Below are 19,611 nucleotides of genomic sequence, written 5' to 3' on the forward strand. Positions count from 1 at the left end.
GTAATGTTTTAAAAGTTAGAAGTTTAAAGGTAGCAAAAAAAAGATTTGATTTAACAAAAAAGACTTTATGACTGAATTCAAAGCCCAACTTTTAGGGTTTTTCAATGCACATAATTAGTGTTTGAAACTTAAATATCAATAGGACTTTGAAATGGCCTTTATTTTATCAACAATAGTCTGTGCCAGTTTTTCTTTACTTTCTATGGTCCAACCTGCCACATGTGGGGTTAAGAGGACATTTTCTGCTTGGATGAGGTATTTGAATGCCTGTGGCATTTCAGAAGTAAATAGGTCTTCAAAAGATGACTTTTCGTATTCTAAAACATCTAATCCTGCGCCAAGAATTTTTTTAGATTTTAAAGCAGCTACCAAATCTTTAGTCACGACACTTTTACCACGCGCTGTATTAATGAACCAAAATGGTTTTTTGAATGCGTTGATAAAGTCGGCGTTGACTATGCCTAAGGTCAATGGTGTTTGTGGTGTATGTAAACTCACAACATCCACTTGGTCTTGGAATTCTTTTAGAGACACTTGTTTGGCATTGTCATCGCCTACATTGGCTTTGATGTCATAGCACAGCACTTCAACTTCAAAGCCGCGTAGTTTTTTGGCGAAAGCTTTGCCCATATTGCCATAACCAATAAGACCAACGGTTTTTCCATCGAGTTCAATACCTCTATTATCTTCACGAAGCCATTTCCCAGAGCGCACTTCACGGTCTGCTTTATTGAGTTTGTTAAATAAAGATAGGAGCATGCCCAAAGCGTGTTCGCCAACGGCGTTTCTGTTGCCTTCTGGTGCCGCGATGAGGTGGATGCCTTTTTGTTGAGCGTAGTCACAATCAATGTTTTCTAATCCTGCACCAACGCGACCGATAAATTTTAGGTTTTTAGCGGCATCTAAAAACTGTTTATCAATGCTAAAACGGCTTCTTAAAATGACACCGTCATAATTCTGTATTTTAGCTTCAATGGCTTGTTTGGAAGACGTATAATCTTCATCATTTTGATAGCCCATAGCGTAGAGCTGATCGATGAGTAAACGATGGTTGGTATCGAGGTGGAGGATTTTCATGGTAACATTCCTGCGTAGGCAGGAATCTATTTTTAAAAGTTCATAATTTCAAAATTAAGAAAAGGCATTTTGATTTCTGTCAATTTTACTTAAGAAATAAGAATGGTGATCAGAATATTTTCATTTGATCCTTTTTGATTTCGACGTCTTTAAAAATTTAATCACAAACTAACTTCTCCTCCTTTTGAAGGAGGAGTGGCTTCTGCTTCAGGATAGAAGCAGAAGACGAGGTGGTTTTTCAGTATAATTTCTGAGCTGTCAAACCCCTCAGGTTTTTACTTGTCCGCCGAAGCTTCAGCGTAGGAGGAAAACCTGAGAGGTTTAGTTAGTGTAATTTTTATTGGATTTGTGAGATTCTATAACCTTCCATCTTCAATTCCTTTTCTGGAATTGAAACCACCTTCCCTTGAAAAAAGGGAAGGAATTTTGAATCTTGCAGTTTTTAAAATGAGACTGATAGGAATTCTCCTCCTTTGAAAGGAGGAGTGGCTTCTGCTTCAGGATAGAAGCAGAAGACGAGGTGGTATTTCAGTATAATTTCTGAGCTGTCAAACCCCTCAGGTTTTTACTTGTCCGCCGAAGCTTCAGCGTAGGAGGAAAACCTGAGAGGTTTAGTTAGTGTAATTTTTATTGGATTTGTGAGATTCTATAACCTTCCATCTTCAATTCCTTTTCTGGAATTGAAACCACCTTCCCTTGAAAAAAGGGAAGGAATTTTGAATCTTGCAGTTTTTAAAATGAGACTGATAGGAATTCTCCTCCTTTGAAAGGAGGAGTGGCTTCTGCTTCAGAATAGAAGCAGACGACGCGGTGGTTTTGAGCTTGATTTATGAGTTGTCAAACCTCTCAGGTTTCTAAAACCTGAGAGGTTTTGTGTGGTTAATTTGTTTATGGATTTGTGAGATTTTACAACCCTTCCGTCTTTAAGCCCTTTTCTGGGCTTAAATCCACCTTCCCTTGAAAAAAGGGAAGGAATTTTTAACATCGAAAATATTGGGAGCAGAGCAGTTTTCATTTGAGATGTATTTCAAATTTTATTTCTAATTAACTACTTTTCTTTTAAATGCCAAATTCGCGTTAGCGATTGTAATGAAAATCCTTTTGCTTTTCGCAAAAGATTGCAATGGAAAGCGCGACCTGAAAGGGAACGCCCCAAATATTAAAGCCTAAAAACTTTAGAGGTCTGAAGCGATCAACTTTTTCTGTATTTGTAATTTACAACCCTTCCGTCTTCAATTCCTTTTCTGGAATTGAAGCCACCTTCCCTTGAAAAAAGGGAAGGAACCTTTGGATATGTTTATAAATTTGAGATCTTTTTTAAAACCCTAATATCATCTTAGCCACGAGAAAATAAGTCAAAATCCCGAAAACATCATTACTGGTAGTAATAAACGGTCCCGTGGCTACTGCGGCATCAATGCCACGTCGGTCCAAGAATATTGGCATTGAGGTTCCAATGACTGCGGCCATCATAATAACTGTTACCAAGGCCACACAAATGGTTAGGGATTCTAAATAGGTGGTATGAAATCCGAAATGGCTGATCATTAAAACGACAAAGGCAATTGCCAACCCGTTGACCAATCCTAAGAGTAATTCTTTAAAAAGACGATGGATAATATTGCTGTCAATGGTGCCATTAGCTAAACCTTTAACCACGATGGCGGAAGATTGTACGCCTACATTTCCTGCCGTGGCCTGCACTAACGGAATAAAAAGTAACAAGGCGGGGAATTGCATCATGGCATCACTGAATCCATTAATGATACTGGCGGCACCGATACCTCCAAACATTCCAATAAGAAGCCAGGGCAAACGCGCTTTGGTAAGTTGCCAAATGCTATCATCAGCTTCCACATCTCCCGTAATACCTGCGGCCAATTGGTAATCTTTATCGGCTTCTTCAATCATGACGTCGATAATGTCGTCAATGGTGATGCGTCCTAATAAAACCATATCATCGTCAACCACAGGAATGGCTTCCAAGTCATATTTAGCCATGATTTTTGCGACTTCTTCGGGATCTTCGTCCACTTTTACATAATCGACATTTTTGATGTAGATGTCGGCAATTTTCTCATCACTTTTGGCGATAATTAAATCTTTTAAAGACAAGCGTCCAATGAGTTTGTTTTGCTTGTTGACGACATAAATAGAATGGACTCGAGTCACATCCTTGGCCTGCCCTCTGATGCGGCGCAAACAGCTGGCAACGGTCCAGGTTTCGTAGACTTTAACCAATTCCTTGGCCATGAGTCCGCCCGCAGTATCTTCGTCATAGGCCAGTAATTCGGTAATTTCAGCCTTATGATCTTCGTCTTCCAAGTGATGGATGACTTCACGTTGACGTTCTTCAGAAAGTTCCGAAAGAATATCAGCAGCATCATCCGTGTCCAAAGCCTGTACTTCGTCAGCGATTTCCTTGGAGGACAGGTTGCGCAATATTTTTTCACGATGGTCTTCATCCAGCTCCATCAGGATTTCTGAGGTGGTTTCAGAATCGAGAAGTTTGATCACATACACTGCATCTTCCAGATCAACTTCATCTAGAATTTCAGCAATATCAGCGTAATGGAATTCATTTAAAAGTCGGTGGAGCTCGTCATCGTTTTTATCTTCGATAAGTTGCTGAACTTGTTCAATGAGTTCGTCAGTTAGCTCAAATTGTATGTTCTCTCTTTCTTCTGCCAAATGGATTGTTTTTAAAGATTAACGATCGTTTTCAATCAGTTGTGTTAGTTCGATGAACTGCTGTACGCTTAATTGTTCGGGACGTTTTCCAAAGATAGGGTTTGATTTCAAGCTTTCAGAGAGATCCAGTGAATTTAAACTGTTTCGCAGGGTTTTACGCCGTTGTTGAAAGCCTGTTTTTACCACTCTAAAAAGGAGTTGCTCGTTACAGTCCAGTTTGAAGTTTTCTTTCCTTTTTAATAAGAGCACGCCAGAATCCACTTTTGGTGGTGGATTGAATACTGAAGGCGGAACCGTAAAAAGATATTCGGCATCATAAAATGCCTGTGTTAAAACCGAAAGTATGCCATACACCTTACTGCCTTCCTTAGAGCAAATGCGCAGTGCCACTTCTTTTTGGAACATGCCTGAAAACTCTGGAATTTGATCGCGCATCTCTAAAGTCTTGAACAGGATTTGCGATGAAATATTATAAGGAAAATTCCCGATAATGGCGAAAGGCTCATCTCCAAAAACTTCTTTTAAGTTATACTTTAAGAAATCTTTTTCAATGATGCGATCGGCAAGATTAAGATAGTTTTTTTGAAGGTAGTCTACCGATTCTGTGTCAATTTCGATGACATGCGTTGTGATGTCTTTTTTAAGCAAATACTTGGTCAAAACGCCCATGCCTGGACCAATTTCCAGCACATGATCATAACCTTTAAAGGAAAGTGAATCGGCAATTTTTTCAGCAATACTTTCATCAGTCAAGAAATGTTGACCCAAATGTTTTTTTGCTCTGACTTGATTATCTTTTGACATAGTTGGAAGTTGGAAGCACGATGCTTGAAGTACGAAGTTAGTGAGAATTTATTTTTGAGAAGAGAAGTTTTTTGTTTTTCTCGCAGAGGCGCGGAGTCACAAAGTTTCAGAATGAGAAGCGTCTCTTCTCTTCATTCTTTTCTCTATTTTCTAATTAATTAAACTTAACTGAGTATTCGTCAATAACTTCCAGTTCTGTACGGAATGACAATACCTTATCGCCAAAGATTTGGAAACCGACGTCACGTAATTTATCAGCATCGTTTTTATAATAACTTTCGAGGGCTTCACGAGATTTTGCTCTGTATTGCACGGAATACGTGACACTGCCTTCAGGATCGTGGACCAGAACTTTAGTCAGTTTGGCTTCAGTAAAATGGCCTGTTGCCAAAACATGAGGAATGTGTTCTTTGATCCAAGCGAGCCATTGTTCGTGGATGCTGGCGTGTATGTTTGAGGTAACGTTGTATATGATCATAAAAAATGAATTTTAAAATTTCAAGTACCAAATCCCAATACTAGTGAGTAGAATAGTTGGGATTTCGTGCTTGTTTATTGTGTGTTAGATTTAGAATTGTTTTGCAAAGAACAGAAGTTCTTGGTTGGCATCAAAGAATTTAATCTTTTTTTGTGTTTGATAGTGTTTTGGAGGAGATAGATTTTGAAGGAAGAAGTGGTTTGTTTCTAAAACCTATATAATCAAATGCATTAGCGAGTAATCCAATTTTCAATTATAATATCTGATATCCTTTCAAACTCTTTTATGTTTTCAGTAACCATAATCAGTTCATGAGAAACAGAGGTTGCGGCAATTAACAAATCAAAATCGCTAATTAAAGTTCCTGATTTTCTTAATCTTGTTTTTTCTTTTGCGTAGGTATGAATCGCATTAAAAATCGGTAGGACTTTTACCTGTTCAGAAAACTTATCAATGAGGTCAAGATTCTTTTTTGGATTAGAGCTGTTTTCAGCTCCATAAGTGAGTTCCGCAAGAGTTATTTCAGAAATGGCACAATTCTGTAAATCAATTTCGAGAATTTTGTCAATCAAATTGAACTGTCCGCGAAAAAAATGAATACAGATATTAGTGTCCAAAAGATATTTCATTATAAATCTTCTGTGTTTAATTTTTCGATTCGAGAATTTCTTATGTCGGATATTATATCGTCAGAACTTCTTTTGTCAATCCAAGCACCGAAGAGATCTTCTGGGTTCGTTTTTTTATTTGGTTTGTTTTCCATGGACTCAGTTAATTTGAGTATTAGGTTTTTTTTCGTTCGAACGTCTAAGTTTTTCAAATAACCAAAATACTTGTCCAGAATTTTACTTGATATCGTTAATCCTCCCATGATCATCTATTTATTGCAAGTTAGTAATTTTTAAGATTTTATTTACAGATCCTTTATAATGAGACCATAATGTCAATTAATTTATCGCATCCCCACGCAACATCCGAAATTGCTTCCGCGCTTCTATAAAATAAATACTGTCCTGATGATTAAAGAGGATCTTCTCATATAAAGGTTTTGCTTTTTCAGGTTCCTCAAGGATGTTATTGTACAATTCAGCTAAATAATAATAGGCATCATCGGCTAAAATACCGTCGTTATGATAGGCAATGATGAATTCATAATTTTTAATGGCTTTGTCATATTGCTTTTTCTGAACAAAGAGTTGTGCTTGTTTAAAAAGTGCTTGGTCTTCAATGCTTTCGCCTTTGTGCTCCGTCAGAATTTTATCCAATAATGAAATGGCTTCGTCTTTTTTGTTTTGAAACGCCATCAAATCTGCTTTGGCATAAAGTTTTAATGCGACATGAAGCGAATCTTCATACTTGTTATCTGAAATCAATAATTTCAGTTCCAAAGCATCATTCGCAATAAGCTGTGAGGTGGACGCTTTTAAGACTTTCAATTGTGATTCCGCCCATTCAAAATCGCCTTTGTAATAACTGGTTTTTGCCACTTTAAATCGCGCTTCCTGTGCGATGGTGCTGTTTTTTGTGTTCGCCTGAATTTGGGTGTAATAAATGAGGCCTTCATTGAATTTTTCTTGAAATACCAATATGTCGGCCAATTTCATTTTTACTTCCGCTTGCTGTAAGGAGGAAATATTAAGCTTTAAACTTTCTTTTAAAAAGTTGCTGGCCTCTTCGGGTTTATTCAAATGGAATGCTAAAAAATTGCCATAGGCTATTTGCAATCCTAAAGTGGGTTCAGAGATGCCATAGGTGAGGAAAAGTTGTTTGTACTTTTCTTGAATTGCCGGTAAATCTTTTGGCGATGCATTTGTTGTTTCAATATCCAACAGATACTGGTTGGCCGTCAAAATAGTGCCAATATTTTGAGTGCTCGCTAGGACATACTGTAAGATTTCTGTAGCGACGTCATTTTCTTTTTCGCTCAGTGCGGTCATGGCCAGTTCGATAATTCGGCTTAAACTTTCGCGTTGACGCATGTACAAGGCTTTTTCTTGTGTAAAGGCTCTGCTGTAAGCTTTCTCTTGAATGTAGAGCCAACTGAGCAGTTCATACCAATAGGTGTCCGGTTGGGTTTGTATTTTTTTAAGCAAGAGTTTTCTTAATAAGAGATTGTTCTCATTGTCTTTATTTTCTGAAATAAAATCGCTAAACTGTGATTTGGCATTATTTAAATATTCGGGTCTGGCTTCAACGTAGGCCAAATAGTACGTGAAAAATAATTCGATATTCCCTTGTTGGCCGTACACATTGGCAAGTTCTCGATTGAAATTTAAATTGGGGTCAAGTGCCATACCTCTTTTGTAGGTCTCAATGGCGTAATCCAGCAAAGAATGCTCTTCAAACTGTCGGGCAATGAGTACAGCGAATCCAGGACGTTCTTCAATCTTGTTCATGGCTTCTTGATAGTATTTTGTCGCCTGGTCCATCGCATTCTGTAATTGAAAATTATAGCCTAATTCAATTAGTAATGCCGGATTTTGATAAATGGGTATTTTCGAGTTGATGAGTGTTTCTGCAGCCTTAAATTGTTCTAATTCCTGATGTGTTTTTATCAAAAAATAAATGTAGTTGTAATTGTCTGGTTGGGCATCATATAATTTTTGATAGGAGAGGAGTGCCTTTTCAAATTCGCCACGTTTGTAATAGTCGGCCGCCAATTGTTCTTCATCGTTTTGTGAAAAAGACAAGCATCCCAATAATAGGAAAAGGAGCGGTAAAAGCTGTTTCATGAAACTAATTTATGTAAAGATAGCCACTTAAAGCCGTTGGTATTGTGAATCTTTTTATAAAAAAAATGCCCAAACGTAAGTTTGGGCATTACCATCAAAATAAATGTGCTATTAACCATTACTTATAATGATTCAATTATCTTGGTTGGTGCTGTAAAATATTATGATGCGATAACTATATCTAAAACAAAACTCTAGTGACCAAGAGCACTAAAGATATGACGATTAAAATGCGTATAAAATTTTTCATGGGGGTCAAATTCTATTTGTGAATACTAACTTGGAGATTTTTTGGCTAAATACAAAGAAAAATGCTAAAAAATCGTTAAACAACACGGTTTTTTAGCATTATATCGAAATAAATAAGATTTTTCTTACAAGCTAGATTCTATCAAATCCTGTATAAGGAATTAAAACCTCAGGAATTTGGATGCCATCTTCCATTTGGTAATTCTCTAAAATTCCCGCTAAAACTCTTGGCAACGCTAATGAACTTCCGTTGAGTGTATGCGCCAGTTCATTTTTCCCTTCAGCATTTCTAAATCGCAATTTCAAGCGGTTGGCCTGAAAGGTCTCAAAATTTGAAACGGATGAGATTTCCAGCCAACGGTCCTGAGCGGTAGAAAACACTTCAAAATCATAGGTTAGGGCTGAGGTAAATCCGATATCGCCACCACATAAACGCAAAATACGATATGGCAATTTCAATTCATCTAAAATTTCTTTGACATGATCCACCATGCCGTCCAAAGCTTTGTAGGAATTGTCAGGATGTTCGACACGTAAAATTTCTACTTTGTCAAATTGATGCAAACGGTTCAAACCTCTTACGTGAGCGCCATAACTTCCGGCTTCACGACGGAAACATGGGGTATAGCCTGTGATGCCAATTGGCAAATCAGCAGCATCGAGAAGTTCATCCCTGAAAATGTTGGTTCCTGGTACTTCGGCCGTTGGAATCAAATAAAGATCGTCTTCCGTGACATGGTACATTTGACCCTCTTTATCAGGTAATTGTCCTGTGCCAAAGCCAGATGCGGCATTGACCAAAAGTGGTAATTGATATTCGGTATAACCCGCAGCAGTATTTTTATCTAAGAAATAAGAGATTAATGCGCGTTGTAATTTGGCGCCTTTTCCTTTATATACAGGAAATCCTGCACCCGTAATTTTGTTGCCCAACTCAAAATCGATGATGTCGTATTTTTTAGCCAATTCCCAATGTGGCAAAGCGTTGGCATGCAAAGTCGGAATGTCTCCTTTTCTGTAAACCTCCTCATTATCGTCAGCCGTAGTTCCAGCAGGAACACTGTCATGAGGTACGTTTGGAAGTTTATAGAGCAATTGGTTCAAAGCCTCTACGGTCGTATTCAGATCGTCTCCAAGTGTTTTTGAAGCTTCTTTTAATTCGCCAGTTTTTGCTTTTAAGGCATTGGCTTGATCGGCTTGACCGGATTTGTACAAGATGCCAATTTCTTTAGATAAACTGTTGGATTCTGCCAAGGTGTTATCCAATTCCGTTTGTAAACGACGTCGGGTTTCATCAAGGGCAATGACTTCATCAATCATTTGCGCAGCATCAAGGTTTCTTTTTTTCAAACCTTCGATCACTTTCTCTCTGTGATCTCTAATAAATGGTACTTGTAACATATTTGTTTAATTTGATGGTAAAAATAAGTAAATTTTAAGCGTCGTTCTGAAGTCTTTTAATTTCAGTCAAAATAATCTTGGTCTTCTGATTTTTTCGAAGTGCTTTTAAGTTTGGAAGGTCTCAGCCATGCGCTATGTTTTAATGGTTCCCATTTCACACTGCCCAAATCCACATCGGGATCAATGAATTGGTTGAGTTCGCCACCATTTACCCGAACAGAAGAATTCACAAATACCTTTACGTCGATGCCTTTAGCTGCAAACATCTTTTTTAAACGTTGGGCAAATTGCCAAATGACATCGGGTTTCGTGCTTACCGTACGTTGCTGTTTTAGAGTCAAATAATCTTCGATTTGGATCGGGATTTCTAAATTGGTTTGGGCATTAATAACTTTAAAGGTTGTGCGGCCACTTTTAGCACGGAGCATCATGCGCCATGATAAACGATGGCCTTCTTCTGTCCATAGCACATCGTCTTCAAAAAACCAATGGCGTAGTGGTAGACCGATTTGAACAATGAAATAGATGATGAATACAGTCACAAATGCTTTATGGTACTTTGGTACAATGACTTCGTCTTGATCATAAAATGGTTTCCGTTTTAAAAATAACTTATGGATGGTTTTCGTCGGGAAAAAGAAAAGGGTAAATGCCAAAGATAGATAAGGGAAAATTCCAATCTGAAATACGAAAGAATTGAACAGATGGAAGAAAATGGAAGCGAAAAACGCAAATTTTCGAGTGCGTTTCCATAACAATAATGGAATAATCAATCCGTCAAACAAAATGCCGACATAAGCAATGGTGTAATGCGTCCATTTTTGCTGCAGAACTTCTCCAACTAACCACAAATCTTTTTTGCCCTTCATCAAAACTTCAGCGACTGTGCCATCTAGCCAATCGGGGTAAATTTTCGCCACAGCGCCATAAGTGTATACGATAAACATCTGTAAGATGAATACCAAGGCACACCAATGCGGCATTGAAATTTTCTTGATGCTTGGATTTAAACGAGCGTCAACGGATGCATAGGTGTTGGCCGGTTGAAATACCATGATAGCACTGAGCAACATCAATAAATAATAATGGTTGTTGTAGGACGATTTTTGCATTAAATACGTACCTGTCCAAAGTAAAGTAAAGACGAGCATGCTCCATCGGTATTTGTAGCCGACCATGACGAAAAGTCCGCAGATTCCCATCACGATATACCAAACATACATCCCCTTTCCTGGTAAAGGTTGAAGCCATTCAAACCCAATGAACGAAAATGTTTGTTGCGGTTCAATCAAGGTGCGACGCACCCAACCTGTAAAAATTGCGCCAATACTTTCCATGAAAATAAGAAAGCCGAAAATAATTCGAAACACAATCAGTGCACTGTTGTCTATATGTTTAAAGAGGAGTTTGTGCATTGCGGTTGGCAATAATTTGTTTGGCGTTAATTCGATCCTGTCTTAATTGCTCAATAAGTGCTTCAACCGATTCAAATTTTCGTTCATCCCTGAGTCGGTCTAAAAACGAGATTTTTAAATGCCGGTCGTAAAGGTCTTCATCCAAATCAAAAAAATGGGCTTCAATAGTTTTTTTATCGCCTTCAAATGTTGGGTTAACGCCAATATTCATCATGCCATAAATGGTTTTATTTTTATAAGAAGAAGCCACAACATAAACGCCATTTTTAGGAATGAGTTTATAGGTTTCATCAACGCTTATGTTTGCTGTAGGAAATTCCATTTTTTTGCCAAAACCTTTTCCTCTTACGACGGTGCCATTAATATAATAGTCATATCCTAAAAAGGCATTTGCCGTTTTAATATCGCCAGAAAGGAGCGATGACCTGATTTTGGTGGAGCTCACGGCAACATCTTTTACATCTTGGGCTGAAATTTCTTCAACTTCAAAACCGAATTCTGCTCCAAATTTTCTCAAATCGTCGATATTGGCACTTCGATTTTTGCCAAATTGATGATCATAACCAATGATGACATATTTGGCATGAAGCGTATCAACTAAAATCGTTTTGACAAAATCACGTGCAGAAAGGTTGGCGAAATCTTTTGTAAACTCTTTTACATAAATATAATCCAATCCTAAGGCTGATAAGATTTCTTTGCGTTCAGCAATGGTATTCAGGAGTTTAATATCTGAATTTTGCTGTAAGACCATGCGCGGATGCGGAAAAAAGGTAAGCACCACAGAATTTAAGTTCTTTTCAGACGCTTTTTTTGTGAGTTTTTTGATGATTTTTTGATGTCCGATATGAACGCCGTCAAAAGTGCCAATAGTAACTACTGACGGTGTTTGCGGAATGGAACGGTCTGATGCTGTAATTACCTTCAAGTGATTTTTTTGTAAAAATAACCATTTAAGAGGTTAAAAAAAATTACTATCTGTGAATTGGAGACCATGTAGGGTAATTTAAAAGATGGTTAAGAATATTACAGTTTTACGTTGAACATTTTCGATTTTTTAGAAGAATGAATATCCGGTAAGGAACTTGGATAAATTTGTGTTTTTCAAAGGACACTTAGAATCATTATACTTTTTTTGTGATCTATTTAATTTGAACGTAACTTTCACTGCTCTAAACGTTATCGTCGCGATACAATTATACATTCTATGAAAAACAAGTACTTAAAATCAAGTGTGTTCCTTGTCATGATTTTTGCCTTTTCGATGACTTTTGGTCAGCAAGGTAATTCTCCTTGGACGATGATCACTAAGAACAGTGTTTCTCAAGAAAAAGTATTTCCTCAGGAATCTAAACCTTCAAAAGCGACCTATTATCAATTAGATATGTCGAATTTGAAATCCAAATTACAGAATGTGCCAGAGCGAACTTCGGGAATGCAATCCAAGGCGCTTCTTGATTTTCCAAATGCGGACGGCTCTATGGAGGTTTTCAGGATTATGGACTATTCAGTAATGGCGCCAGAACTTCAGGCCAAGTTCCCTGAAATCCGTTCTTATGTGGGTTATAGTTTGAAAAACCCTTCCACAGTTATTTATTTCAGTGTTTCCTCAGAAGGATTGCATACCATGACCATGTCCATGGACAAAGGCACTGAGTTTGTCAATCCTTACGCCACTGATGGTGTTTATAAAGCCTTTTCAAGACGCGATATTCCTGTGTCACAAAACTTATTTGAATGTGGTTTTATTGAAGACAATGTTTTTAATAGAAATAATTTAGAGGTTGATTTTACAGCGGCACGGAATGCCAATGATGGGACAACGCGTACCTTTAGATTGGCCGTTGGGACCAGTATTGAATACACTAATTTTCACGGAGGCACGGTAGCCTCTGCTTTGGCTGCGATTAATACCACGATGACCCGCGTCAATGGTATTTACGATAGAGAACTCTCCATGAGAATGACTTTAGTGCCTAATAATGATCTTCTGATTTCGACCACTGGCAATAGTCTTTTTTCAAATGGCGAAAATATTTCAGCTACTACCGGAATTATCAATGGACTAATTGGTGCAACCAGCTATGATATTGGACACACCTTTACCACTGGTTCGGGAGGTAGTGCGTATTTAGGCAGTGCTTGTGCAAATAACAAAGGCGCTGGAACAACGGGCTTGACAAATCCTGCAGGCGATCCATTTTCCATTGATTATGTAGCTCATGAAATCGGACATCAGTTTGGAGCTACGCATACCTTTAATGGAACTGCTGGTAATTGTTCTGGAGGAAATAGATCAAGTGAAACAGCTTACGAGCCAGGAAGTGGATCCACTATTATGGCTTATGCTGGTATTTGTAGTCCTCAAAATGTTCAAAACAACAGCAGTGATTATTTTCATCAAGCGAGTTTGCGTCAAATATGGACGAGTATTACGGTGGGCACCAGTACCTGTGCCGTTTTATCCCCTAATGGAAATACGGCACCTACAGCAAATGCCGGAGGATCCTATAGTCTTCCGATTTCTACGCCTTATAAGTTAACCGGCGCTTCAACAGATGTGGACGGCACTGCGACCCATACCTATACTTGGGAGGAATTTGATTTAGGACCAGCCGGTATGCCAGCAACAACTACAGAATTTGGTCCGATGGTGCGTTCTTTTCAAGGCACAGGAAATCGGGTGAGATACATTCCGAGATTGCCAGATGTCATTGCGAATGGTGGCATTTTATCAACCTGGGAAAAGTTGCCTTCAGTAGGAAGGGTTCTTAATTTTGTTTTAACCGTTAGAGATAATGATCCAAGAGGCGGGCAGACAGCTGTTGATGCTATGAAGGTAACAGCCGTAGCATCTGCAGGCCCATTTAAGGTCACTTCACAAACGTCCAATGTGACTTGGGAAGTGGGGGCAAATAAAACTGTTACTTGGGATGTAGCCAATACCAATGTCGCTCCCATAAACACTTCAATGGTCAACATCAATCTTTCCATAGATGGTGGCGTGACTTTTCCTTATACCTTGGCATCCAATGTGGCTAATGATGGGGCGCATCAAATTTCAGTTCCGAGCGGAACGGTCACTACTAAAGCACGAATTATGGTGGAAAGTGTTGGCAATATATTTTATAATGTGAACACTTCTGATTTCAAAATTATCAATGTTGACTTTCTTTTAAATTTCTCGAACTCATCAGTTGTAGCTTGTCAACCTAATAATGCCGTTTATAATTTTACTTACAACACGTATCAAGGGTTCAATCAAAGTGCAACTTTTTCGGCTACCAATTTACCAGCGGGAACTACGGCGACATTTAGCCCAGCGTCCGCAATTGCTAATGGTACACCGGTAACTATGACGGTTAGTAATATGGGAAATGCTACTCCAGGGAGTTATACTATTACCGCAACAGGTACTTCAGGTACTAAAATCAATAGTTCGGCGGTGTTACTTGAGGTGTTTAATGGCACTATTGCGGCAGTCCCTTTATTGACTCCGACCAATGGCGCTGACGGACTTTATAAAGACGTGACTTTAACTTGGGGAAATGATATTAATGTGGAAGAGTACATGGTGGAGATTTCAACCACTAGTAATTTTAATACGCTTTTGGAATCGCATACAACTGCAGCCACTTCTCATTCACTAAGCTTAGCGCCAGCGACGGTTTATTATTGGAGGGTTAAGGCATTAAATCAATGCTCAACAGGTACGACTTCTGCAGTGTATAGTTTTTCTACCGGAATTCCAACCTGTGGATATTCATTTACGGCAACAGATACGCCGATTGTAATCTCTGCAGAGGGTTCAAATACTTATACTTCGACAATTGCCGTGAAAGAAAATTTGCCGATAACCGATGTCAATGTAAAGGTTAATATTACCCATTCATTGGTGAGCGATTTACGTTTGATTTTGATAAGTCCGTCCGGTGCCCAAGTTATTTTGACAGAAAATAATGGCGGTTTTTTTGATGCTAATTTTACGAACACTATTTTTGATCAAGAAGCTGCAACCTCCATCACTTCAGTTGATGCTCCATTTACAGGATCTTTTAAGCCCGAAGGAGATTTATCCATCCTTTATGGCGAAATGTCTGCAGGCAATTGGAAACTTCAAGTTACAGACGCTTATACCGTCGATGGCGGAAGCATAAATGAATTTACATTAGAGTTTTGTCTGTCGCAGCCCTTATTTGTTGAGAAACATAGCTTTGAGACCTTTGATGTTTTTCCAAATCCGAACAATGGCGAATTTACGGTCAAATTAAAATCTTATTCAGGAGCCGCTATCAAAATAGATATTTATGATATGAGAGGCAGAAAGCTATTTGAAAATAGTTTTAAGAATCCGATTAACTTTAGAGAAGTGATCCGCTTGGACAATGCACCATCGGGAATGTATGTAATCCATATTTCGGATGGGTTAAGGAGCGTCACGAAGAAGATCTTAGTAAAGTAATGGTCCTTAAAAACAAGCCAAAAGCCGTCTCATGTGTCAAGTTGAGACGGCTTTTTTATGGTCGATACTTTCAATATCTATGTTAGATATGCATTTGGTCAAAAAAAAAGACCCTTTCAAAATTATGAAAAGGTCTTTTGCAAGTTAGGGACTTCACTCAAATGGTTTCAATAATTTGCAATTTAATTATAGACCTACAGTCCAACCGTTGGCCCAAGTAGGTTTAGCAGTTCCGTTGCCGGCTCCTGTAGCATTTTCGTTTATGCTGTATACTGAAGATACATCAACCGCTGCACCAACCGTGTTTTTTCCAACGGATAGCGTTGTGACCTTGTCAAACTTGACGTTGGTTGCAACCAATGAACCCGCAGTTACATAACCAATGCTTTCATCATGTTGAATGTCGAAACCTGTTTTCCAATTGCTCAAAACCAAGTTGTCAAATTTAGCTTTGGTACCCACTCTTAATTTTATGGCTTGCGATTCTGAACTGGTGTCTGCAGCTCCTAAACCAATTAACGTCAGGTTTTTGATGGTAGGATTAGAGATAGGTGTTGCCAAGTGATTGTTTGAATTGTTATCGGCTTCAATTCCTCTATTTCCTGCATTCGTTCGGATACCGTACCAGTTTTCGCCAGTTCCTGACCAACCTTCAGTCCAGTCGAACAAATCATCTCCAACCTGATCCGTGAAATTCGTCACTACCAGATATTTTGCGTTGGCAGTTCCTCCAAAAAATTCAAAACCATCATCTGAACCTTCATGAATTTGTACATATTCTATTGTTGTTCCGCTACCGACTCCAAATAATGAAAGCCCGTTGAATTCTTTTTCTGAATTGTAAGCGAAACCTGAATATTCTATTCTTAAATATTTTATAGAACCTGAATTATCAGCACTATCTCCACCGCCATAGGTTAAGTCGGAAACTTCGGCCGATGCTGTCGTGCCTTTGTTAATCGGAGCATTTCCACATACTACCAATCCGCCCCAAGCGCCAGGAGCTTGAGTGGTCGCCGTCATGACTACAGGTTTTGTAGCCGTTCCTTGCACGTCAATTTTACCGTTTTGTGCTACCGCAATATATCTTACGGAAGCAAAATCATCGTTTGATACCGAAGTTGCTTCTATTTTAACCCCTTCTTTAATGGTCAATTTAGCGCCTGCGTTTACAATGAGTTTTCCGGTTAATTTATACGTTCCGGATTCTAAAATGACTTCTCCATCTTTAATTTCTCCAGTAAGGTTGTTACGGTCTAAAATAAATGATGTGCCGTCTGGGTCAGGAAATGGATTGTCGTCATTATTTGAACAGGATGTTGTAAATATCAAGCCTGATAAAAATGCTATTCCTAAAATTTTCGAAATTGTTTTTTTCATAATGTTTAGTTGTTAATTGTTTTGATTTAAAAATGATTGTGTGGTTATAATTAAGAGGTTTAGAGTTTGTAGTTCAAGCCCAGTTTGAAAAAAGCACCATGTTTGTATGATAATACGGTAATGTTTTCTGAAGCATTTTCTTGAACTCTTTCGATAGCTGGATTCAGCAAGTTTTTGATCGTAAAATCAATGCCTAAATTTTTATTTATTTTGGTTTTAAAGATGAAGTCGAAAGTACCTACGCTCTTGTCAACCAAGTTTCCTTTAGTCTCGACCCCAAGCGCATAAAGTCTGTCTGAAGTATAAGAATAGGCCAGCGTCGCCATCAGATTCCCGTTGTTTTTGAAATCCTTGAAATAGGAGATGTCTGCATTCAATAAGAAATCCGCAGCTCCTGTAAAGCTTGAGGTGTCATGGGTAAGATTAGTGTTGTAATTGGTTTCTTTTCTTATTTTGTCAGAATCTAAATCTTGATGAGTTTGCATATAAGAGGCATTAAGTCCTGCGGAAAGTTTATGGGACTGCGCTTCATCAAAGCTGAAAATATCTTTTCTGACTTCAATTTCTGCGCCATACACATAACCAGAATCGCCTGTGTTTAGGAACGAAATATCATTGGTAGAAGAGGCTAAAGTGATTTCGTTGATGGGATCCAAAATGTATTTTCCAAAAGCGGTTAGGGATAAAAGCTCTGAGTTTTTAGGGAAAATTTCCCATTTTAAATCGAGGTTATAGTTTTGTGAAGGATAGAGGTCTGGATTACCAACTTTTACTTCGGTCACATCTTCGTAAATGAAAAGTGCGCGTTCTTTAAATTGTGGTAAGGTGTAAGTTTTACTGGCGCCTAAGCGTAAATTTTGTTTTTCATCTAATTCATACTTCAAAATGAGGCTTGGCAAAAACTCGTTTCTGTTGAAGGTGTTGCTTTTTCCCGAAGCATCCAATTGCGTTCTCCAGGATACGGTCTGTTCTACTTTTTCAAATCGTAAGCCTGCCATGGCGCTCAGTTGATCTGAAAGTTTATATTCCAAACTCGCAAAACCTGCGTGAATTGTTTGTTCGCCATTATAGGTTTGCGGGGTTAAACCTGCAAAGGATTCGATGCCAAACAACCCGTTTTCAAAGTTTTGTTGATTTAAGAATGAGTCCAAATCATCAGGATTAACCAGCGTGTTTAATTGACTTCCAGCGATCCTAAAATTGAACTGAATGGCTTCAAAATCACGTTTTTTAAATCGTCCGTTATATCCTAAGGTCATTTCCCCCTTGGAATTGCCATTCGCTTCTTCATCTAATTTATAACTTACCGATAGATTGGCGGCCAACTCATCCTCTATCAAATTTTGATAATAGCGGTGGTTGTCGGTAATGGTATTTTGCGCAAACATGTAACCGTTAGAAACGTCCGAATACTTCAAGGTGTTTTGAGTTCTATCTGGCATATCGCCTTCTACTTTATTGTAAGATGCTGCCCAATCAAAATCGAACTTATCCGACAGTTTATGATTTCCCAACAATTGGTTGATGAAGAGCGTATTCTGAATGTAGGTGCTGCGTTTAATGAGTCCGTTGTCATCTTCGGCAATGTCACGAATAAACCCTTGATAAGTATCTCTGGATTGGCTTGAGGAATTTACCATCAAAAAGTTATAGGCTATTTTATGGTTGGCGTTCATGCGGTAATTCGCATTGAACATTCCCGTGGCATTGGTGTTATAAGAAAAACGCTCTTGATGGAAAGATTTCAGTTTTGCGCCTTGTGCATTGACGCTCTGGTTAATGCCTTCGCGATATTCAAAACCATTATCAAAACTAGCGGTTGCAAATAGATTAAGACTTCCTTCTTGGCCAATATGAAAAGATTGACCGGCTTTTAAGCCAATAGAACTGCCTAACGGTTTTTCTTTGATGGTTGCCAAACTGTTTTCAAAATTATAGCCGTTAAGAGGGTTGTTAGGAATACCATAAGATGAAAAGCCAGATCTGCTTGGGCCATTCTGAAGTTTAAAGTCATTGAATTCAACCATGGCATTGGTGCCTAAAGTGCTGCCTAATGATAACTCTAACATGCCTTTTCCTTTGTAGTCGATGGACGTTATATCAACGTTTCCACCGGCAAAATCCCCCGAGATTTTAGGCCCGTAAACTTTATCAATCGATATAAACTCGACGATATCTGTAGAAAAGAGATCTAATGCAATGTTTTTCCTTTCAGGATCATTGGAACTTATCGGAAGTCCGTTAAGTGATGTCGAGTTATAGCGATCTCCCAAACCACGCACGTAAATCGCGTTGGAGCCTTCCTGTTTTGAAACTCCTGTTGTTTTGATAACCGCGCTAGCCACATCGCTTACGCCTTTTCTTGACAATTCCTCGATACCGATATTCTGCTTAATTTCAATGGCTTTTTTTTGATCCAACAATAAAGCGACTTCACTTTCTTTTCGAGTGGTGGTTGAAATGACCACTTCATCTAAAGTGTCGGCACTGGCGACCATGTCCACATTAATGCTGACGATTTTTCCCGCAGTCAGTGCCACCTCCAATTCCTGGGTTTGATACCCAACAAAACTGTAGATTAAGGTGTAGCGGCCTTCGTTTAAATTGTCAAAACTGTAAGTGCCATCCATGTCCGAGGTCGTCCCGATGGTGGTTCCTTTTATAAGTACGTTTCCAAAAGCTAAAGGCTCATCATTATATTCTTTATCAATCAATTTTCCAGCAATCGAAGCTGTAGATTGTGCGCTAAGGATGGAGGTAAAAATAAGGGGCAGTAGTGTTAAAATGTACTTCATTTGTTGTTATGATTATTCATTGCAAAGAAAGTCATGATGCCCAAGAAGGAGGTTAACTCAAGATGAAACCTAAGTCATATAATAGTTAGCTTAATGTTAGTTTTAGGTAAATTATTGCAAATCGGAC

Annotated in this window: 13 protein-coding genes; 1 reads left to right on the plus strand and 12 read right to left on the minus strand. The window is 38.5% G+C overall.

Annotated elements, in window-relative coordinates; all coding sequences use genetic code 11:
* Positions 1–135: 135 nt before the first annotated feature.
* The 10 genes from ACOH2D_RS01435 to ACOH2D_RS01480 all read right to left on the minus strand — a co-directional run bounded on the left by ACOH2D_RS01435 (position 136) and on the right by ACOH2D_RS01480 (position 11,775).
* Positions 136–1,077, minus strand: a complete 942-nt coding sequence (locus tag ACOH2D_RS01435) for a 2-hydroxyacid dehydrogenase (RefSeq protein WP_449534165.1) — start codon at positions 1,075–1,077, stop codon at positions 136–138.
* 1,317 nt (positions 1,078–2,394) lie between these two features.
* A complete protein-coding gene (gene mgtE, locus ACOH2D_RS01440; protein WP_348035284.1) occupies positions 2,395–3,768 on the minus strand; it encodes a magnesium transporter in 1,374 nt (457 codons plus the stop codon).
* An 18-nt stretch (positions 3,769–3,786) separates the two neighbouring features.
* Complete coding sequence (gene rsmA, locus ACOH2D_RS01445; RefSeq protein ID WP_449534166.1) at positions 3,787–4,572, minus strand: 16S rRNA (adenine(1518)-N(6)/adenine(1519)-N(6))-dimethyltransferase RsmA; 786 nt, start codon at positions 4,570–4,572, stop codon at positions 3,787–3,789.
* Between the two features lie 154 nt (positions 4,573–4,726).
* Positions 4,727–5,050, minus strand: a complete 324-nt coding sequence (locus ACOH2D_RS01450) for a DUF4286 family protein (RefSeq protein ID WP_449534167.1) — start codon at positions 5,048–5,050, stop codon at positions 4,727–4,729.
* Positions 5,051–5,280: 230 nt separating this feature from the next.
* Positions 5,281–5,679, minus strand: coding sequence for a type II toxin-antitoxin system VapC family toxin (locus ACOH2D_RS01455; RefSeq protein ID WP_348035281.1), 399 nt, complete (start codon positions 5,677–5,679; stop codon positions 5,281–5,283).
* Positions 5,679–5,921 carry a hypothetical protein gene (locus ACOH2D_RS01460; RefSeq protein WP_348035280.1) on the minus strand — a complete coding sequence of 81 codons (243 nt, stop codon included), beginning with the start codon at positions 5,919–5,921 and terminating at the stop codon, positions 5,679–5,681. Before ACOH2D_RS01460 ends, ACOH2D_RS01455 begins: the two co-directional genes overlap by 1 nt.
* A 76-nt stretch (positions 5,922–5,997) precedes the next feature.
* Positions 5,998–7,782, minus strand: coding sequence for a tetratricopeptide repeat protein (locus ACOH2D_RS01465; RefSeq protein ID WP_449534168.1), 1,785 nt, complete (start codon positions 7,780–7,782; stop codon positions 5,998–6,000).
* Positions 7,783–8,163: 381 nt separating this feature from the next.
* The gene (gene serS / locus ACOH2D_RS01470) at positions 8,164–9,432 is read right to left on the minus strand and encodes a serine--tRNA ligase (protein WP_348035278.1); all 1,269 of its coding nucleotides are present in this window, start codon (positions 9,430–9,432) and stop codon (positions 8,164–8,166) included.
* A gap of 62 nt (positions 9,433–9,494) precedes the next feature.
* Complete coding sequence (locus ACOH2D_RS01475; protein ID WP_449534169.1) at positions 9,495–10,847, minus strand: HTTM domain-containing protein; 1,353 nt, start codon at positions 10,845–10,847, stop codon at positions 9,495–9,497.
* On the minus strand, positions 10,828–11,775 hold the full coding sequence (locus ACOH2D_RS01480) for a bifunctional riboflavin kinase/FAD synthetase (protein WP_348034808.1): 948 nt from the start codon (positions 11,773–11,775) through the stop codon (positions 10,828–10,830). The genes ACOH2D_RS01475 and ACOH2D_RS01480 overlap by 20 nt, the downstream gene beginning before the upstream one ends.
* A 279-nt stretch (positions 11,776–12,054) precedes the next feature.
* On the opposite strand from ACOH2D_RS01480, the gene ACOH2D_RS01485 reads away from it, so the two are divergent.
* Complete coding sequence (locus ACOH2D_RS01485; RefSeq protein WP_449534170.1) at positions 12,055–15,309, plus strand: zinc-dependent metalloprotease; 3,255 nt, start codon at positions 12,055–12,057, stop codon at positions 15,307–15,309.
* Between the two features lie 186 nt (positions 15,310–15,495).
* Here the strand turns inward: ACOH2D_RS01485 and ACOH2D_RS01490 are convergent, their stop codons facing one another.
* Complete coding sequence (locus tag ACOH2D_RS01490) at positions 15,496–16,689, minus strand: beta-helix domain-containing protein (protein ID WP_449534171.1); 1,194 nt, start codon at positions 16,687–16,689, stop codon at positions 15,496–15,498.
* 59 nt (positions 16,690–16,748) lie between these two features.
* Positions 16,749–19,484 (minus strand): TonB-dependent receptor, encoded by a 2,736-nt coding sequence (locus ACOH2D_RS01495; protein ID WP_449534172.1) that lies wholly within the window; start codon positions 19,482–19,484, stop codon positions 16,749–16,751.
* Positions 19,485–19,611 lie beyond the last annotated feature (127 nt).

The sequence above is a fragment of the Gelidibacter sp. genome, from assembly GCF_053579655.1.